14 protein-coding genes are annotated in these 16168 nt (G+C 74.9%); 5 read left to right on the top strand and 9 right to left on the bottom strand.

Translation table 11 applies throughout. The features are described 5' to 3' along the window. Positions 1-32 precede the first annotated feature (32 nt). Positions 33-2780 (top strand): ABC transporter substrate-binding protein, encoded by a 2748-nt coding sequence (locus GQ466_RS20600; RefSeq protein WP_161104622.1) that lies wholly within the window; start codon positions 33-35, stop codon positions 2778-2780. On the opposite strand, the gene GQ466_RS20605 is transcribed toward GQ466_RS20600, so the two are convergent. Next, positions 2773-4011, bottom strand: coding sequence for an ATP-binding protein (locus GQ466_RS20605; protein WP_161104623.1), 1239 nt, complete (start codon positions 4009-4011; stop codon positions 2773-2775). The genes GQ466_RS20600 and GQ466_RS20605 overlap by 8 nt on opposite strands. Beyond that, positions 4008-4661: a response regulator gene (locus GQ466_RS20610; RefSeq protein WP_161104624.1), complete on the bottom strand. Its 654-nt coding sequence runs from the start codon at positions 4659-4661 to the stop codon at positions 4008-4010. Before GQ466_RS20610 ends, GQ466_RS20605 begins: the two co-directional genes overlap by 4 nt. Before the next feature lie 184 nt (positions 4662-4845). Between GQ466_RS20610 and GQ466_RS30950 the strand changes: the two genes are divergently transcribed. After that, positions 4846-5010 (top strand): hypothetical protein, encoded by a 165-nt coding sequence (locus GQ466_RS30950; protein WP_202420818.1) that lies wholly within the window; start codon positions 4846-4848, stop codon positions 5008-5010. Here GQ466_RS30950 and GQ466_RS20615 read toward each other — a convergent pair. Further along, positions 4994-6217: a DUF3089 domain-containing protein gene (locus GQ466_RS20615; RefSeq protein WP_161104625.1), complete on the bottom strand. Its 1224-nt coding sequence runs from the start codon at positions 6215-6217 to the stop codon at positions 4994-4996. The genes GQ466_RS30950 and GQ466_RS20615 overlap by 17 nt on opposite strands. Positions 6218-6274: 57 nt before the next feature. Between GQ466_RS20615 and GQ466_RS20620 the strand changes: the two genes are divergently transcribed. Further along, the gene (locus tag GQ466_RS20620; protein ID WP_161104626.1) at positions 6275-6922 is read left to right on the top strand and encodes a TetR/AcrR family transcriptional regulator; all 648 of its coding nucleotides are present in this window, start codon (positions 6275-6277) and stop codon (positions 6920-6922) included. Here GQ466_RS20620 and GQ466_RS20625 read toward each other — a convergent pair. Genes GQ466_RS20625 through GQ466_RS32915 form a run of 3 tightly spaced genes read right to left on the bottom strand, consistent with a single transcriptional unit; the run spans position 6919 to position 9826 of the window. Continuing rightward, positions 6919-7728: an inositol monophosphatase family protein gene (locus GQ466_RS20625; RefSeq protein ID WP_161104627.1), complete on the bottom strand. Its 810-nt coding sequence runs from the start codon at positions 7726-7728 to the stop codon at positions 6919-6921. The genes GQ466_RS20620 and GQ466_RS20625 overlap by 4 nt on opposite strands. Then, entirely contained in the window at positions 7725-8654 is a 930-nt protein-coding gene (locus GQ466_RS20630) for a ferrochelatase (RefSeq protein WP_161104628.1), read from the bottom strand. Before GQ466_RS20630 ends, GQ466_RS20625 begins: the two co-directional genes overlap by 4 nt. A gap of 14 nt (positions 8655-8668) precedes the next feature. After that, positions 8669-9826 carry a lytic murein transglycosylase gene (locus GQ466_RS32915; protein ID WP_161104629.1) on the bottom strand — a complete coding sequence of 386 codons (1158 nt, stop codon included), beginning with the start codon at positions 9824-9826 and terminating at the stop codon, positions 8669-8671. A 136-nt stretch (positions 9827-9962) separates the two neighbouring features. Between GQ466_RS32915 and GQ466_RS20640 the strand changes: the two genes are divergently transcribed. Further along, a complete protein-coding gene (locus GQ466_RS20640; protein WP_161104630.1) occupies positions 9963-11273 on the top strand; it encodes a D-arabinono-1,4-lactone oxidase in 1311 nt (436 codons plus the stop codon). 4 nt (positions 11274-11277) lie between these two features. On the opposite strand, the gene GQ466_RS20645 is transcribed toward GQ466_RS20640, so the two are convergent. Then, complete coding sequence (locus tag GQ466_RS20645) at positions 11278-12186, bottom strand: hypothetical protein (protein ID WP_161104631.1); 909 nt, start codon at positions 12184-12186, stop codon at positions 11278-11280. 443 nt (positions 12187-12629) lie between these two features. On the opposite strand from GQ466_RS20645, the gene sepH reads away from it, so the two are divergent. After that, positions 12630-14042 carry a septation protein SepH gene (gene sepH / locus GQ466_RS20650; RefSeq protein ID WP_161104632.1) on the top strand — a complete coding sequence of 471 codons (1413 nt, stop codon included), beginning with the start codon at positions 12630-12632 and terminating at the stop codon, positions 14040-14042. Here sepH and GQ466_RS20655 read toward each other — a convergent pair. Beyond that, positions 14014-15501: a PH domain-containing protein gene (locus tag GQ466_RS20655; RefSeq protein WP_161104633.1), complete on the bottom strand. Its 1488-nt coding sequence runs from the start codon at positions 15499-15501 to the stop codon at positions 14014-14016. The genes sepH and GQ466_RS20655 overlap by 29 nt on opposite strands. Further along, positions 15498-16061 (bottom strand): PH domain-containing protein, encoded by a 564-nt coding sequence (locus tag GQ466_RS20660; RefSeq protein WP_161104634.1) that lies wholly within the window; start codon positions 16059-16061, stop codon positions 15498-15500. Before GQ466_RS20660 ends, GQ466_RS20655 begins: the two co-directional genes overlap by 4 nt. Positions 16062-16168: the final 107 nt, after the last annotated feature.

The raw sequence follows: 16168 nt of genomic DNA on the forward strand, positions 1-16168 counted from the left end.
CCCGCCGTCCTCCCGTCCGGAGGTGCTCCGCCGTGCCCGCGACCTCGCCCCTGCGTTCCGGCGACCCCGAACGGCTGGGCCGGTACCGGCTGACCGGCCTGCTCGGCGAGGGCGGGCAGGGGTCGGTGTTCCTCGGCGTCGCCACGGACAGGGCCGCGGACGGGCCGGACGAGCGGGTCGCGGTGAAGCTGCTGCACGCCCGGTTCAGCGGGGACGCGCGGGCGCGGTCGCGGTTCGCCGCCGAGGTCGCGGTCGCGCGGCGGGTGGCGCCGTTCTGCACCGCGCGGATCGTGGACGCCGACGTGGACGGCGACCGGCCCTACATCGTCAGCGAGTTCATCGAGGGGCCGTCGCTGCTGGAGGTGCTGCGGATGCGCGGCCCCCGGTCGGGCCCGGAGCTGGACCGGCTGGCGATCGGGACGATGACGGCGCTCGCCGCGATCCACGAGGCGGGGATCGTCCACCGGGACTTCAAGCCGGGCAACATCCTGCTGGCGTCCGACGGCCCGCGCGTGATCGACTTCGGGATCGCGCGGGCGCTGGACGCGACCGGCACGCTGTCCAGCACGGCCGTCGGGACGCCCGCGTACATGGCGCCCGAGCAGATCTCCGGCGCGCCGGTCGGGCCTGCGGCGGACGTGTTCGCGTGGGGCGCGACGATGGTCTACGCGGCGTCCGGACGGCCCGCGTTCGGCCAGGACTCGATCCCGGCCGTCATGCACCGCATCCTCAACCTGCCGCCGGACCTCGGGCTGATGACGGGCCCGCTGCGCGACGTCGTGGCCGACTGCCTCGCCAAGGACCCGGCGCGCCGCCCGGCGTCCCGCGACGTGCTGCTGCGGCTGCTGTCGCTGGCGGGCAGTGCGCCCGCGCCGGGCGGACGCGCCGCCGACGTCCTCGGCCAGGGCGCCGCCGCCGCGTCCACCCACGCGGGCACGACCTCGCCCCCGCACAACGCGCCCACACCGCACGGCGCCGCCACTCACGCACCGAACGGCGCGGGCACGCCGCAGGGCGCAGGCACGCCGCAGGGCGCGGGGGCGCCGCTGGGCGGGCACGGGGCGGTGGCGGCGCCGCCGCTGCCGCCGTGGGGCGGGCCGGGGACGCCGCAGCCGTGGGCGACCGTCCCGGCCGGGCCTCCGGCGCGGCCCGGGCGGCGCAAGGGCCTCGCGCTGCTGGCCGGGGGCGGCGGCGCGGCGGTCGTCGCGGTGGCCGTGGCGGCGGTGCTGCTCCTTCCGCACGACGGCCGGCCCGACGTGACCGCGTCGCCCGTCACAGGACGGGTCGGCGGGACGCTCACGGTCTCCGCGCCCACCCTCCAGTCGTCCACCGGCGCGATCGACCCGGCCGCCGATCTCGGCGGCTCCACCGAGCGGACGATCACCAAGGCCCTCTTCACCGGCCTCACGGAGATCACGCCGGACGGGAAGCTGCTGAACCGGATGGCGACGTCCCTGACCCCGAACGGCGACTGCACGCACTGGACCATCGCCGTCCGGTCCGGGACGACGTTCAGCGACGGCGAGCCGGTCGACGCCGCCGCGTTCGCCCGGGGCTGGTCCCGCACCGCCCAGAACCCCAACGGCAACGCCCTGTACGTCATGGGCGGCATCAAGGGCTACGACGAGGTCGCGGCGGGCAGGGCCGAGACCCTGACCGGCGTGACGGCCGACGGATCGACCCTCCAGGCGGACCTGCGGTCCCCCGACTGCGACTTCCCGCTCCGCGTCGCGAACCTCGCGTTCGCCCCGGCGCCGAAGGACGCGGGACGCTACAACGACGCGTCCTACCGCGTGAACCCGGTCGGGAACGGCCCGTTCAAGCTCGGCGGGACGTCGTCCGGCGTGATCACGCTCGTCCGCAACAAGGCATGGGCGTTCGGTTCGACCCCGCTGGACAAGGTCACCCTGAAACTGAGCAGCGACGCCCCCACGGCCGGGATCGCCGGCCTGGCGTCGGGGACGCTCGGTTTCACCCCGCTCAGCTCGTCCGCGCAGGGAACGACCGGCACGCGGCTCACCCGGGCGATCCCCGGCGCACGGTTCCTGCTCCCGCTCACCGCGCGCGGACCGATGGCCAATGCCACCGCGCGGCAGGCGGTGTCCTACGCGCTGGACCGGCGCCAGGCCGTCGCGGCGGTCGGCCCCGGATACGCCCCCGCGACGGGCATCGTCCCGGCCGCGACGCCCGGCTACAGCAACCCGGGCGTATGCCCGTCGTGCGCGCGGCAGGACGTCGCGAAGGCCGTCGGGCTCGCGACCGACGCCAAGCTGCCGAGCGGGTCGACGGTCCGGCTCTACACGATGAGCTTCCCGGCGCAGCGCGGCCTCGCCGAGGTCGTGCAGAACCAGCTCCGGCAGGTGCTCGGCTGGCGGGTCGAGATCAAGACCTACGACCGGTACCCGGACCTGGCCAAGGCGGTGTCGGCGGGCGACGCGTCCGGGCTCGTCCTGTACGCGTGGACGGCCGACGTCCCGACCGCCCCGCTCCTGCTCGGCCCGCTGCTCGGCGACGCGGGCGTCTACGGCGACCTCGGCCTCGGGAACGTCGCGCGCTGGCGCGACGGACGGTTCGACGCCCTGCTCGCCGAGGCCGCCCGCACCCCGGACGCGTCCCGGCGGCTCGACCTCGCCCGGCAGGCCGAGAAGATCGCGGCGGACGCCCTGGCGATCGTCCCGCTGGTGGACATCGGCGTCGGCGCCGCCTACGACCCGCGCTACACCGGCCTGCGCCTCGACCTGGACGGCGACCCCACGCTCGCCACCGCCGCGCTCAAGTAGGCGGCGCGAGCGGCAGCCGGATCGTGATGATGAGCCCGCCGCCCGTCCGGGACGTCGCGTACAGCGTCCCCCGGTGCGCCAGGACCACCGACCGGACGATCGACAGCCCGAGCCCCGCGCCCTTCGCCGACTCCACCCGGTCGGAGTTCAGCCGCCGGAACGGCTCGAACAGCCGCTCCACCTCGTATCCCGGGACGTTCGGCCCCGTGTTCTCCACCTGGACGGTCGCGAACCCGTCCAGGACGCCGGTCCGGACCCAGACCTCGCCGCCGTCGTCGTTGTGCTTGATCCCGTTGTCCACCAGGTTCGACACCAGGTGCTCCAGCAGGACCGGGTCCCCGAGCGCGGTGCCCGTCGTCAGCTCCGGGTGCAGGACGACGTCGTTGTCGTGGTCGCGGCGCCCGGCGTTCTCCAGGACCGTCCGGGCCACGTCCGCGAGGTCCACCGGGGTGCGGGTCGTCAGCTCCCGCTCGCTGCGCGCCAGCAGCAGCAGGCCCTCGATCAGCCGCTCGTGCCGGGCGTTGGTGGCCAGCAGCGTCCGGCCGACGGCGCGCAGGTCGTCGGAGACCTCCTCGTCGCCGAGCGCGACCTCCAGCAGCGTCCGGTTGATCGCCAGCGGCGTCCGCAGCTCGTGCGACGCGTTGGCGACGAAGCGGCGCTGGGAGTCGAACGCCTGCCCGAGGCGCTCCAGCATCGCGTCGAACGTGTCGGCCAGCTCCTTGATCTCGTCGTTGGGCCCCTGGAGGGCGATCCGCTCGTGCAGGGTGCTCTCCGACAGCCGCCGCGCCGTCGCCGTCACCCGCTGGAGCGGGCTGAGCGCCCGGTCCGCGACGAAGTAGCCGAGGACGACCGCCAGCACGGCCACGCCCGCGAACGCCACCAGCGACCGCGCCACGAGCTGCCGCATCGTCTCCTCGACGAACCGGCGCTGCAGCTCGGCCGCCTCGTCGTCGGTGATCCCGAACCCGATCACCTTGATGTTGCCGAGGATGTTCGCGACGAGCACCGACATCACGAACAGCAGCAGCGCGCCCGCCAGCAGGAACAGCAGCCCGTACAGCGCCGTCAGCCGCAGCCGGACGCTCACCCGCCCGAACGGCCCCCGCATCCCGCCCGGCCGCAGGCTCCTCTGCGCGGGGCGCGGGAACTGCTGCGGCCCGGGCCCGCGCCACTCCTTGTGCTCCGGACGCGGCTCAGGGCGGCTCTCGGGACGCTCGGTCTCCTGCGTCACAGCCGGTACCCCACGCCCGGCACCGTCTCGATCACGGCGGGCTCGCCGAGCTTCTTGCGCAGCGTCATCATCGTCACGCGGACCACGTTCGTGAACGGGTCGATGTGCTCGTCCCACGCCTTCTCCAGCAGGTGCTCGGAGCTGACCACCGCGCCGTCCGCGCCGAGCAGCACCTCCAGCACCGCGAACTCCTTGCGGGTCAGGTCCACCGGACGGCTCTCGCGCCACACCTCGCGCCGCGCCGGGTCCAGCCGGATCCCGGCGCGCTCCAGCACCGGCGGCCGGGGCGCCGCCGCGCGCCGGCCGAGCGCCCGCACGCGCGCGATCAGCTCCTTGAACGCGAACGGCTTGGCCAGGTAGTCGTCGGCGCCGAGGGTCAGGCCCTCGACGCGGTCGTCCAGCTCGCCCGCCGCCGTCAGCATGATGATCCGGGCCGGGTACCGCTGGTCCACCAGCCTGCGGCACACCTCGTCGCCGTGGACCTTCGGCAGGTCGCGGTCCAGCACGATCACGTCGTAGGCGTTGACCGCCGCCCGCTCCAGCGCGCCCGCGCCGTCATAGGCCACGTCCACCGCCAGCGCATCGCGGCGGAGGCCAGTGGCGATGGCGTCGGCGAGCACGCGCTCGTCCTCGACGACCAGAACACGCACGTCCCGTTCCCCCTCCTCGCGGACCCGTCCTCCCAGGTATCCCACGCGGCCCGTAAGACGTCCGTAAGACGTTCACCTGCGGTTCTTATCGTGTTGCCGGGCGACGGGGCAAAATCCTCATTAGAACAGGTTTAGCTTAAGGAAAGATCTGGGTACCGAAAGCCTGATTCCGGGAGGAGGCCTCATGGGCGAGTTGACCCGCACGATCCAGCAGCGCCTCGACGACGCGTACGCGTCGCTGCGCACCGCCCGCGCCGACGGCGACACCTATCTGGCCGACATCCGGCAGGAAGAGATCAACGAGCTGCTGCGGATCGCGGCGAACAACGACATCAACCTGCCGGACTGAGCTTCGGACGGGCGCCCAGGTAGGCGTTCGTCTGGAGCGCCGCCAGGCGCTGCAGGTCCCCCTGGACGAGGTCGTAGTCGGCCATGTGGAGCCCCATGACGTTGCGGGGCGTCGGGACGAAGTAGAACGCGAACGGCGTCATGTCCCCGCCGATGTCGTCCACCCGGGGGTCGGCGGGGTCCCGGTGGACGGTGATCTCGAAGAAGCTGTAGCCGTCCTTGTGGACGCAGCGGCCCGTCACGAAGCGCGGCGTGCGGACGAACGCGGTGGTGACCGTCCCGTGGTCGGCCCGGACCCACGGCCCCGGGGCCTGCCAGGTGAAGTACGGGTACTGGCCGAACGGGAACCGCGTCGGGAAGTAGGAGTCGAGCCAGGTGCTCGCGGCCGGGTCTGCGCTGGGCTTCAGCAGCGTGGCGGGGTTGACGCAGGGGAAGTGCGTCCCGTCGGCGGGGTCGCGCCCGAACAGGGACGGGAGCAGGGCTTTCGCGGTCGGCGCGCGGTCGGAACGGTAGGACGCCCAGGTCACGACGCAGCCGGTCTGCCAGTAGCGCGAGCACAGCGGCGTGGTGGGCGAGGCCCCGTCGGCGGACGGCATGTAGGCGCCGATCAGCCGCGCGTGCAGTTGCGGATCCGGGTCGATCTGCTCCCGCAGGAGGCGCTGGACCATGCCCGCGCCCTGGGAGTGGCCGAGCAGCAGGAACCCGCGTCCGCCGTTGTCGTGCGCGAGGTAGTGCTTCCAGGCGCGCAGCACGTCGGCGTAGGCGAAATCGTCCGCCGCGCGCTGCTTGGCGGTGTCGGACGTGCGGCCGTCGATGATCGCGGTCAGCGTGATCTGCCGGTACCCGGGGGCGAAGACGCGGCAGGTGGATCCGAACCTGGCCGCCTGCTGCCGGGTGATCAGGCCCTCGACGTCGGGCGACCAGTTCGTGTCGCTGTTCATGCCGGGGTCGCCGGAGACGGTCGGGTAGACGTAGAAGCAGTCGACGGGCGGGGCGGTCGCGTGCCGGGCGTGCTCCACCGACAGCCGTCCGTCGGCGGGGACGACGGTGGCGTCGAGGTCGTCGTCGCAGGGCCCGCGGACGCCCGGACGGCAGATCCAGGACCGGGCGTCGCCGTAGTCGGGGTCGCCGTCGGCGCGGGCCGCCGGGGCGGTCAGGAGGGCCAGTACGCTCGCGACCGCGAGCGTGACGAGGGGGTGTGCGCGCATGTTCGGCCTCCCGGCCGCGCGGAGATGGAACCGCCGATAATATACAGATCCTGGATCATGTCTACTTTTTCCGATGACAAGAAACCGGGGCCGACCAGGCGCAGGGGACGGCCCCCGGGCGGCGGGCTCAGCCCGGCGCAGGCCCGGGAGGCGCTGCTGGACGCCGCCGAGCGGGCCGTCCTGGAGTCCGGCACGGCGGCGACGATGGAGGCGATCGCCCGGCGCAGCGGGTACACGCGCGCCGTCCTCTACCGCCATTTCGCGAACCGCGACGAGGTCGTCGGCGCGCTCGCGCTGCGCGCCACCGAGCGGTCCGTCGCCGAGGCGACCGCCCGGTTCGTCGGCCCGTTCGACCCCCAGCGCGTGATCACCGAGTCGCTGGTGTTCGTCGCGACCGAGGTGGCCCGCGACCCGCTGCTCGCCCGGCTGACGGGCGAGGGCGGCTTCGCGCGCCTCGTCACCGCCCATCCGGAGATCGCCGCGCTGCTCACCGAGAGCTATGAGCTGGGCCTCGCGGGCTGCCTGCCGGGGAGCCTGCGGCCGGGGCTCGGTTCCGCCGAGGCGGCCGGGTACGTGCTGTCGATCGCGCTGGCGCTGCTCATGGGGGCCGTCCCGGACGCGGGCGACCCGGACGCGGTCCGCCGCTACGTCCGGGCGTTCGTGCTGCCCGCGCTGTTCACCGACCCGCCGCCGCTGCCCGGCTAGTCGTGCGCGGGGTCCAGCGGGGCCAGCAGGGCGTGCAGGGCCTCGAACGTGCCGGGGCCCGCGGCGATCGTGAACTCGGGGCTCATCGGGGCGCCGTCCAGGCCCTCGACGCGTCCGCCCGCCTCGGCGACGATCAGCGCGCCCGCCGCGACGTCCCACGCCTGGGTGCCGCGCTCGTAGTAGGCGTCCACCCGGCCCGCCGCGACCGCGCACAGGTCGACGCAGGCCGAGCCGCCCCGGCGGATGTCCCGGACGTTCGGCACCACGCCCCGCAGCACCTCGGCCTGGTGCGCGCGGCGCCCGGACGCGTAGCCGAAGCCCGTCGCGACCAGCGCCCGCGCGAGCGGCACGTTCTCGTTGACGCGCAGCCGCCGCCGGACGCCCGCCGCCTCCAGGTACGCGCCGCCGCCCCGGCTCGCCGTGTAGACCTCGCCCCGGCGCGGGATGACGATCGCGCCCGCGACCGGGACGCCGCCGTCCTCCACGCCGATGCTCACCGCCCAGTCCGGCAGGTCGTACAGGAAGTTGACGGTCCCGTCGATCGGGTCGATCACCCAGCGGACGCCCGAGCCGCCGCCGGTCTCGCCGCCCTCCTCGCCGAGGAACGCGTCGTCCGGCCGGGCCTCGGCGATCCGCTCCACGATCAGCTTCTCGGCGGCGCGGTCCAGCGCGGTGACGACGTCGGTCGGGCTCGACTTGGTCTGGACGACGTCGGGTCCGGCGGCGGGCCGCTCGGCGACGAGCATCCGGGCCGCCTCGCGGGCGGTCGCGACGGCGAGTTCGAGCAGGTCCTCGGGGCTGGTCATCGGTCGTCTCCCAGGTCGGCCAGCAGGGCGCGGGGCAGCGTCGCGAAGCGGGGGTCGGCGCCCGGCGTGGCGGCCCGGACGAACGCGAGCCCGAGCTTGTCCGCCACGTCCGCCGCCTGCACGTCCAGGTCGTACATGACCTCCATGTGGTCGGACACGAACCCGACCGGCACGACGACGACCGCGTCGTGCCCGGCGTCGTGCAGCCGCTCCAGGTGGTCCCCGACGTCCGGCTCCAGCCACGGCTGGCTCGGCGGCCCGCTGCGGCTCTGGTAGACGAGGTCCCACGGGTGGCCGGGCGCGGCCCGCTCGGCGACCCGCGCGGCGACGGCCCGCAGTTCGGCCGCGTAGGTCTCCCGTCCGGGCTGCGCGAGCGGGACGCTGTGCGCCGTGAACGCCAGCGGGGCGCCCGCGCGCAGATGGGCGGGCAGCTCGGCGAGCGCGGCGCGGACGGCGTCCACCAGCGGCTCCACGAACCCCGGCCGGTCGTAGTAGACGGGCAGCTTGTCGATCTCCGGCGCCCCCGGGACCTCCGACCGTGCCTGCTCGATCGCCTCCACGTACTGGTCGCACGCCGAATAACCGCTGTAGGCGGACGTGACGAACGCGGCGGCGCGGCGGATCCCGTCGTCGCGCATCGCGCGGACGGCGTCGGCGAGGAACGGGTCCCAGTGCCGGTTGCCCCAGTAGACGGGCAGGTCCACGCCGTGCGCGGCGAAGTCCGCCTCGATCGCGGCCTTCAGCGCGCGGCAGTGGCCGTTGATCGGGCTGACGCCGCCGAACAGCATGTAGTGCTCGCCGACGACCGCGAGGCGTTCGCGCGGGACGTTGCGCCCCCGGGTCACGTTCTCCAGGAACGGGATCACGTCGTCAGGCCCTTCGGGGCCGCCGAACGACACCAGGAGCAGCGCGTCGTAGGACGTCATGCCCCCATCCAACCTCACGGGAAGCGGGTGGCGTACGCACGGGCCAGATTGAGCACCTTCTGCACGTACCAGTCGGCGTGGTTGTAGTGCCAGATCGCCTGGTAGAGGGATCGGCCGCCCTTTCCTGCGCCGTTGGCGCACAGGTACTTGGCCGCGCCGGGGACGGCGTCGTAGGGGTTCATGATGTCGGCCTTGCCGTCGCCGTCGCCGTCCACGCCGTAGGACTTCCACGTGGCGGGCATGAACTGCATCGGCCCGTAGGCGCCCGCGCTGGACCGGCCGGCGTTGCGTCCGTGGTCGCTCTCGACCTGGCCGATCGCCGCGAGCACGGTCCACGACAGGCCGGGGCAGCTCTTCGCGGCCTGCTTGTAGAGGTCGAGGTAGCTGCCGGGCCGCTGGCCGCCGCCGGTCGGCTGGTACCGCTTCTCGTGCAGGTTGACGCCGCTGACGCCCGTCCCGAGGGCCTTCTGGACGGCCGCGGCGAGCTTGGCCGGGTCCACGCCGGGCGCGTTGACGAGCACGGCCACGTTCTCGACCAGGCCCATGTCCGTCCCGGTCTTGCGGCTGACGAGCATGTCGATGCCGGGGATCCCGAGGTCGCCGGACCCGCCCATCGTCACCTGCGGGACGGTCTTGGCGACGATCGGGTACGGCCGTCCGGGGCTCAGCCCGAGCTGGGTCGCGGCGGACTTCGAGGTGACGAACCGGTGCTCGGCGAGGGCCGTCCACAGCTGGGTGTCCTTGGCGGTGCCGGGCGGCGTCCAGGACCGGAACGCCGACGGATCCACCGCGAAGGTGTTGACCGCACGCCCCTGCAACTGGACGGCGCCGCCCGCGACGGCGATGACCGAGTCGATGCGCTTGACGCGCCGCAGCCGGTCGATGCGCTCCTGGGGGATCGGCTGCCCGCTGGAGACCGCGAGGACGTCCGGCGGGACGACCCGGCGCAGCGGCGCGAGCTGCCCGGTGTCGTCCACGGTCGTGACGGGCGAGCCCGTGACGCGCGGCGGGTCGCTGTGCCCGCCGCCGTCCGCGCCGCCTCGCCCGAGGACGGCGTAGGCGCCGCCGCCGAGCGCGGCGGCGGCCAGCGCGGACGCGGCGGCGACCGCGACCACCGGCCGGACGCGGCGGCGCGGGCGGCCGGTGGCGCGGGGCGGTGAAGACGGAGGCACGGCCCATCTCCTGCAAGAGTCGGTACGGGTGAGACGAGACTAACCGCCCGGTCCGGACACCTGCCGCGCCGGTCAGTCCCGCCCGGGATGGAACGTGAACTTTCCTCATGAACACCCGGACGAGTAGCATCCCCCCATGTCTCCCGCGAGCACCGAGAACTGGCGGAACTGGGCCGGGAACCAGCACGCGTCCCCGCGCCGCGCGACGACCCCGCGCACGACCGCCGAGGTGGCCGAGGCCGTGCGGGCCGCCGCCGACGACGGCCTGACCGTCCGCATGACCGGCACCGGTCACTCCTTCACCGGCGCGGCCGTCGCCGAGGGCGTCCTGCTGCGGCCCGGCGGGCTGACGGCCGTGCGCTCGGTCGACACCGCCGGCGGGCTCGTCACGGTCGAGGCCGGGCTGCCGCTGCACCGGCTCAACGCCGTCCTGGCCGACCACGGGCTCGCGCTCGCCAACATGGGCGACATCCAGGAGCAGACCGTCGCGGGCGCCCTCCAGACCGCCACGCACGGCACCGGACGCGACGCCGCCGGGCTGGCGTCCCAGGTCGCGGCGCTGGAACTCGTCCTCGCCGACGGCAGCGTCGTGACGTGCTCGCGCGACGAGCGGCCGGACCTGTTCGACGCAGCCCGCGCCGGGCTCGGCGCGCTCGGGATCGTCACCGCGATCACGTGGCGGACCGTCCCGGCGTTCCTGCTGCGCGCCGAGGAGGCGCCGATGCGGTGGGACGAGGTCGTGGCGCGCATCGACGAGTTCGACGCCGCCAACGAGCACTTCGAGTTCTACTGGTTCCCCCACACCGAGGGGTGCAGCACCAAGCGCAACAACCGGACCGAGGGCCCGGCCGCGCCGCTGTCCCCCGTCAAGTACTGGCTGGACGACAAGTTCCTGTCCAACACGGTGTTCGGGTGGATCAACCGGGTGACCCACCGCGTCCCGGCGGCGGCGCCGGCCATCAACAAGGTGTCGGCCAAGGCGCTGGGCGCGCGGACGTACACCGACACGTCGTACAAGGTGTTCACCAGCCCGCGCACCGTCCGGTTCAAGGAGCAGGAGTACGCGATCCCGCGCGAGCAGCTCGTCCCGGCGCTGAAGGAGCTGCGGGCGCTGTTCGACCGGCGGGACTGGCGCATCAGCTTCCCGATCGAGGTGCGGATGCTGCCGGAGGAGGACGCCTGGCTGTCGATGGCGCACGGCCGCCGGAGCGCGTTCATCGCCGTCCACGTCTACAACCGCGACCCGCACGAGGACTACTTCGGCGGCGTCGAGGACCTGCTGACCGCGATGGGCGGGCGCCCGCACTGGGGCAAGCTCCACACCCGCGACGCCGCGTACCTGGAAACGGTCTACCCGCGCTTCGGCGACTTCCGCGCGCTGCGCGACGAGCTGGACCCCGACCGCCGCTTCGCCAACCCCTACACCCGGCGCGTCTTCGGCGACTGACCGGTCAGGGCGTCGTCCGCTCGATCCCGCGCGGTGTCTCGGCGCCCCCGGCGGGCGGGGACGTGGACGGCCCGGTGCTCGGCCGGGTCGTCGTCGGCGCCGGGGTCGTGGGGGTGGTCGTGCCGGGCGTCGGGGACGGGGTCGTCTCCGGCTTCGTCGTGGGCGTGGGCGACGTCGTCGGGGTCGTGGTCGGCGTGCCCGACGGCGTTACCGACGGCCGGTGCGTCGGCTCGTGGGACGGCGTGCGCGCCTCTCCCCCGCCGAACACCCGCACGACCGTGGGGCCGTTCCCGCCGTCCCTGCCGATGCCGCCCGCCGCGACCTCCCACAGCGTGATCCCGCCGATGACCAGCGCGAACACGACCGCCGACGAGGCCGCGAGCTTGATCCAGTGGCGCCGCGTCCAGTCCCCGGTGTCGGCGAGCGCGGCCCGCCAGGACGCCCGGCGCAGCGCGTCGTCGCCCGCCGCGTCCGCCAGCGCGCCCGCGACGGCCGCCGGGCCGTCCAGCCGGGTCGCGCCCGGGTCGGCGGGGAGCGGCAGGTCGCGGCGGGTGGCGCCGGGGTCGAACGCGGACGGGTCCAGGACGGTCGCGTTCGGGTCCAGGCCCGTCCGCGCCGCCCACGGCACGGTCCGCGCCGGGTGCGCGGACGTGACGGCCGCCGCGGCGCGCTCGGCCTCGTCCCGGGCGAGGACGGCCGACACCAGGTGCGCCCGCTCCCTGATCTGTTCCTTGCCCCGGTCCAGGTAGTGCTTGGCGACGATGCCGCCCGCCGTGGACGCGACGCTCATGAACGCCGCGCCGATGATCGTTCCGTAGACGCCGAGGTACGACGCTCCGACCGCTGCTCCCAAGGTCGCCACTCCACTGGCGATCAATTGGGTGGTGCTCAGCTCCGGCAGCTTGCCCGGCATCGACGAACTCTCCCATCACGGTTGACCAGCAGGAATCCCGACAACAGGAACTAACGGGACGACGAGGCTGTTCCAGTACCCGGACGTGAGGTTCGCAACCCGTCGGGACTGGAGTCCCCCCAAACCTTCGGGCACAGTGGGGTAAGGATCCAGGAAGAAAGCGCCGGGCGTCCCCGGACGGGCGCCCGCCCCCGGCAAGCTGGGCCGCAGCCGTCTTTCGGCTCGTGACGAGCGCTGCGGAGCGGCGATGTTCGGACATGCCGGGTACGGTGCTGGCAGCAGGTGTGTCCGAAAGACAGACTCGGGAATCCGGGGGAGGGCACGCATGCGCCCTCGGCAGGGGCCGGACGTCCGGCCGGTGCGAGCATGGCCCGGTCCACGCTCGCGGCGGCGGGTGCCCGCGGCGCCCTCCGTGCCGTCAGGGACAGGCAGGAAGGACACGCATGCAGGAGCTGCGCCTCGTCGCGGTCAGCGAGGACGGTACGTACCTCGTCCTGGCCACCGCGGGCCGAGGCACCCGGTTCACCCTGCCCGTCGACGACCGTCTGCGGGCGGCGGTCCGCGGGCACTTCTCCCGGCTCGGCCAGTTCGAGATCGAGGTGGAGAGCCCGCTGCGCCCGAAGGAGATCCAGGCCCGCATCCGCTCCGGCGAGACCGCCGAGGAGATCGCCGAGTCGGCCGGGATCCCCGTCGAGCGCGTCCGCTGGTTCGAGGGGCCGGTCCTGCAAGAGCGCGAGTACATGGCGCAGCAGGCGCAGCGCGTGGCGGTCCGCCGTCCCGGCGACTCCGCGCCCGGACCGGCGCTCGGCGAGACCGTCGAGGAACGGCTCGCGCGCGGCGGCGTGGACCTGGAGGAGGCCGAGTGGGACTCCTGGAAGTGCGAGGACCGCACCTGGCGCATCCGCCTGTCGTTCTTCGAGGGCGGCCGGCCGCACGCCGCCGAGTGGGTCTTCGACCCGCGCCGCCGGCACGTGTCCCCGCTGGACGAGATCGCCGCGCGGCTGACCGCCGTGGAGTGGGACGACGAACCGGCCGCCGACACCGTCACGCCGCTGCGCCGTCCCACGATGACGGTGGTGCCGGACGGGCGTGACACCGCGCCGCCGTCCCGGGGACTGCCCGAGCCGCCGGTCCGGCCGCCGGCGCAGGAGCGTCCGCGCGTGCCCGAGCCGCGTCCCGAGCCCGCGCCCGAGCCGGTGCGGGCGCCCGCACCCGCCGCCGAGGAGGACGAGGCCGAGCGCGAGTACATCGTGGAGCGCGGCCGGATGGTCGACGCGAGCCCGGCGTTCCCGCCCGACGAGCCCGAGATCGAGGCCGAGCCCGAGATCGTGGACGAAGCCGAGCCCGAGGACGAGGACGAGGCCCCGGCCGAGCCGGAGGCGGTCGACGAGCCGTCCGTCGAGCCGTCCGTCGAGGCGGACGAGCCCGAGGCCCCCGAAGACGCCGAGGAGCCGCCCGCGGACGTTCAGGACGTCCCGGACGAGGCTCCCGCCGAACCGGAGCCCGAACCCGAACCCGAGCCCGTCGCCGAGGCGGAACCGGAGCCCGAGCCCGAACCCGAGCCGGAGCCGGTCGCGGCGTCCGAGCCCGAGCCGGTGCCCGAGCCCGAGCCCGCCCCGCAGGAGGAGCCGCCCCGGGTCGCCGCGCCGCAGCGCCCGCAGCATCCCCGGCCCGCGCAGAAGAAGAAGCCGACGACCCGGCCGTCGATGCCCGCCGCGTCCGACAAGCCGGTCGCCGCGGCGGCGGCCGACACCCCGGCGCAGCGCGCGGCGCGGGGCCGCCGCAAGCCGAAGGGCAAGCGCGCGTCCGTGCCGTCCTGGGACGAGATCATGTTCGGGGCGCGCCGCCCGGAGTAGCCCCCGGCGGCTCCAGGAACGGCAGCACCCAGTCCGGGGTGAGCGCGGCGGCGAACGCGACGGCGTCCGGCGCCGCCATGTCCAGGCCCGCGTAGCCGCCGTCGCCCGCGCCGACGGCGGCGTCCAGCGTGGCGAGCCCGGCGCGCCGCTGGAACAGCGACTGCCGGACGCGCCAGCCGACGACGGCCGTCCGGTCCACGACGACCTGGCGGCGCAGCAGCGACCCCGACCGCAGCGTGAACCGGGTGGCGTCGGCGGCGTGGCCGAGCTGCCGGTACCGGTCCAGCCCGAGCGGCACCGCGAGCACCGTCAGGACGGCGCACAGAACGGCGACGCCGCCCTGCCCGACGGAGGCCGCGACCACCCCGACGCCGAGCGGCGGCGCGGCGGCCCGCACGACGCGGCGGCCCCGCGCGGCGGACGGATGCGCGGTCAGCGGCCCGGGAACCGGCCCGAGCACCCGTTCGGCGACGTCCACCGCGTACGCGCGGGGTGCGGCGGGCAGCAGCCGCCCCCGGTGCGCGGCGTCGCCGAGCCCGGTGACGAGCGCGCCGAGCCGCACCACGCGCGCGGCCCGCTCGAACGGGTTGTCGACCAGCTCGACGCCCCGGACGCGGCGCAGCTCCAGCGCGACGCTGCGGCGCGTGACGAACCCGCGCTCGGCGACCAGCGACCCGTCCCGCTCCCGGACGGTGAAGTCCCCGTTGAACAGCGTGAACACGATGACCGACATGACCGGCATGGCGACCAGCAGGACGGCCGCCGCCGCGACCACCGCCGCCCCCGGCAGCCCGGCGACGTCCTGCCCGAGCCGGGCGATGCGGTCGCGGGTGACGAGCCCGAGATCGTCCCCGACGTCGTAGAGGAACCCGATCAGGCTCCCCGCCAGCGCGAACGGCGTCAGCAGGTACGCGCCGCTGAGCGGGGCGTACAGGTACCAGCGGCGCCGCATCCGGGCGAGGACGCGGGCGCGCGGCGGGGCGGGCGCGGCGGTCCGGGCCAGCAGGACGCGGCGCAGCCGGGCCGCCTCGCGCCGCGACACGGCGTTCAGCTCGCCCTCGCCGCCGTCCGCGCCCGCGTCCACGCGCACGACCGCGAGACCGAGCAGCCGGTGACCGAACGACGTGGTGACGTCCACACCGCGGATCCGGTCGCGGGGGATGCTCTTGACCGTCCGCCGGACCAGCGACCGGCGCAGCTCGATCCGGTCGTCCTGGACGGTGTAGGTGAACGTCGCCCACGCCGTGACGTGGAACGCCAGCCCGAACGCCAGCCCGATCAGCGTGAAGAAGAACGCCGTGGATAAACCGCCGACGAGCAGCCCGGTCGCCCCGGCGGCGAGCAGCGCCATCAGCTCGCGGGTCGCGCCGACGACGAACGTCAGCGGGTGCAGGCGCTGGCGCCCGGCCGGCGCGACGGCCCCGCGCTCCCCCGGCGGGCGCGTCGCCGGACCGGTCATGTGGCGTCGTCGCGCAGGTCGTGGGCGCGGCGGGCGAGGTCGGCGGCGAGCCGGACCGCGACGTCCACCGGCAGCCCGGTCAGCTCCGACGACCCGGTGTGCGACGCGGTGTTGATCTCGACGGTGGCCAGCCCGAGCAGCCGCTCCAGCCAGCCCTGCCCGGCCGTGGCGGTCTGGATCCGCCCGACCGGGACGAGCAGCCACTCGCGGTCGAACCAGCCGGTGCGGGTGTAGACGACGTCGGCGCTGACCTCCCAGCGGTGGACGCGGTACCGCCAGACGGGCGCGATCGCGGCCGTGAGCGTCCCGGCGACGCCGATGACGATCGGCAGCAGCGCCGCGTGCCGGGCGAGGAGGCCGGGGGTGCCCGTCCAGTCCGCCGACCCGGCCCAGGCGGCGACGCCGAGCGCGAGCCCGAACGCCAGGCCGAAGACCAGGACGTACTCGATCGTCCAGTGCGCGACGGCGCGGCGCGAGACGTGGTGGGCGGGCGGGCGCAGGCGCGGCGCCGGGGGGACGTCCCCGCCGTCGTCCCGAGGGGCGCCCCGAACCGCCGTCACGGGACGAGTCTACGTGGGCACGCCCGCCGGGCCGCGTGCGCGCGCGCCGTCAGCGCCGTGTGCGGGAACTGTCAGTGGCGTGGAGCACACTTGGGACATCGGGCGGC

The organism is Actinomadura rayongensis (assembly GCF_009831215.1).
Taxonomy (GTDB): Bacteria; Actinomycetota; Actinomycetes; order Streptosporangiales; family Streptosporangiaceae; genus Spirillospora; species Spirillospora rayongensis.

Coding starts and splice junctions, on each gene's coding strand:
- GQ466_RS30950 (WP_202420818.1), top strand. CDS start 4,846: ATGGGCGAGTTGACCCGCACGATCCAGCAGCGCCTCGACGACGCGTAC.
- GQ466_RS20615 (WP_161104625.1), bottom strand. CDS start 6,217: ATGCGCGCACACCCCCTCGTCACGCTCGCGGTCGCGAGCGTACTGGCC.
- GQ466_RS20620 (WP_161104626.1), top strand. CDS start 6,275: ATGTCTACTTTTTCCGATGACAAGAAACCGGGGCCGACCAGGCGCAGG.
- GQ466_RS20625 (WP_161104627.1), bottom strand. CDS start 7,728: ATGACCAGCCCCGAGGACCTGCTCGAACTCGCCGTCGCGACCGCCCGC.
- GQ466_RS20630 (WP_161104628.1), bottom strand. CDS start 8,654: ATGACGTCCTACGACGCGCTGCTCCTGGTGTCGTTCGGCGGCCCCGAA.
- GQ466_RS20640 (WP_161104630.1), top strand. CDS start 9,963: ATGTCTCCCGCGAGCACCGAGAACTGGCGGAACTGGGCCGGGAACCAG.
- GQ466_RS20645 (WP_161104631.1), bottom strand. CDS start 12,186: ATGCCGGGCAAGCTGCCGGAGCTGAGCACCACCCAATTGATCGCCAGT.
- sepH (WP_161104632.1), top strand. CDS start 12,630: ATGCAGGAGCTGCGCCTCGTCGCGGTCAGCGAGGACGGTACGTACCTC.
- GQ466_RS20655 (WP_161104633.1), bottom strand. CDS start 15,501: ATGACCGGTCCGGCGACGCGCCCGCCGGGGGAGCGCGGGGCCGTCGCG.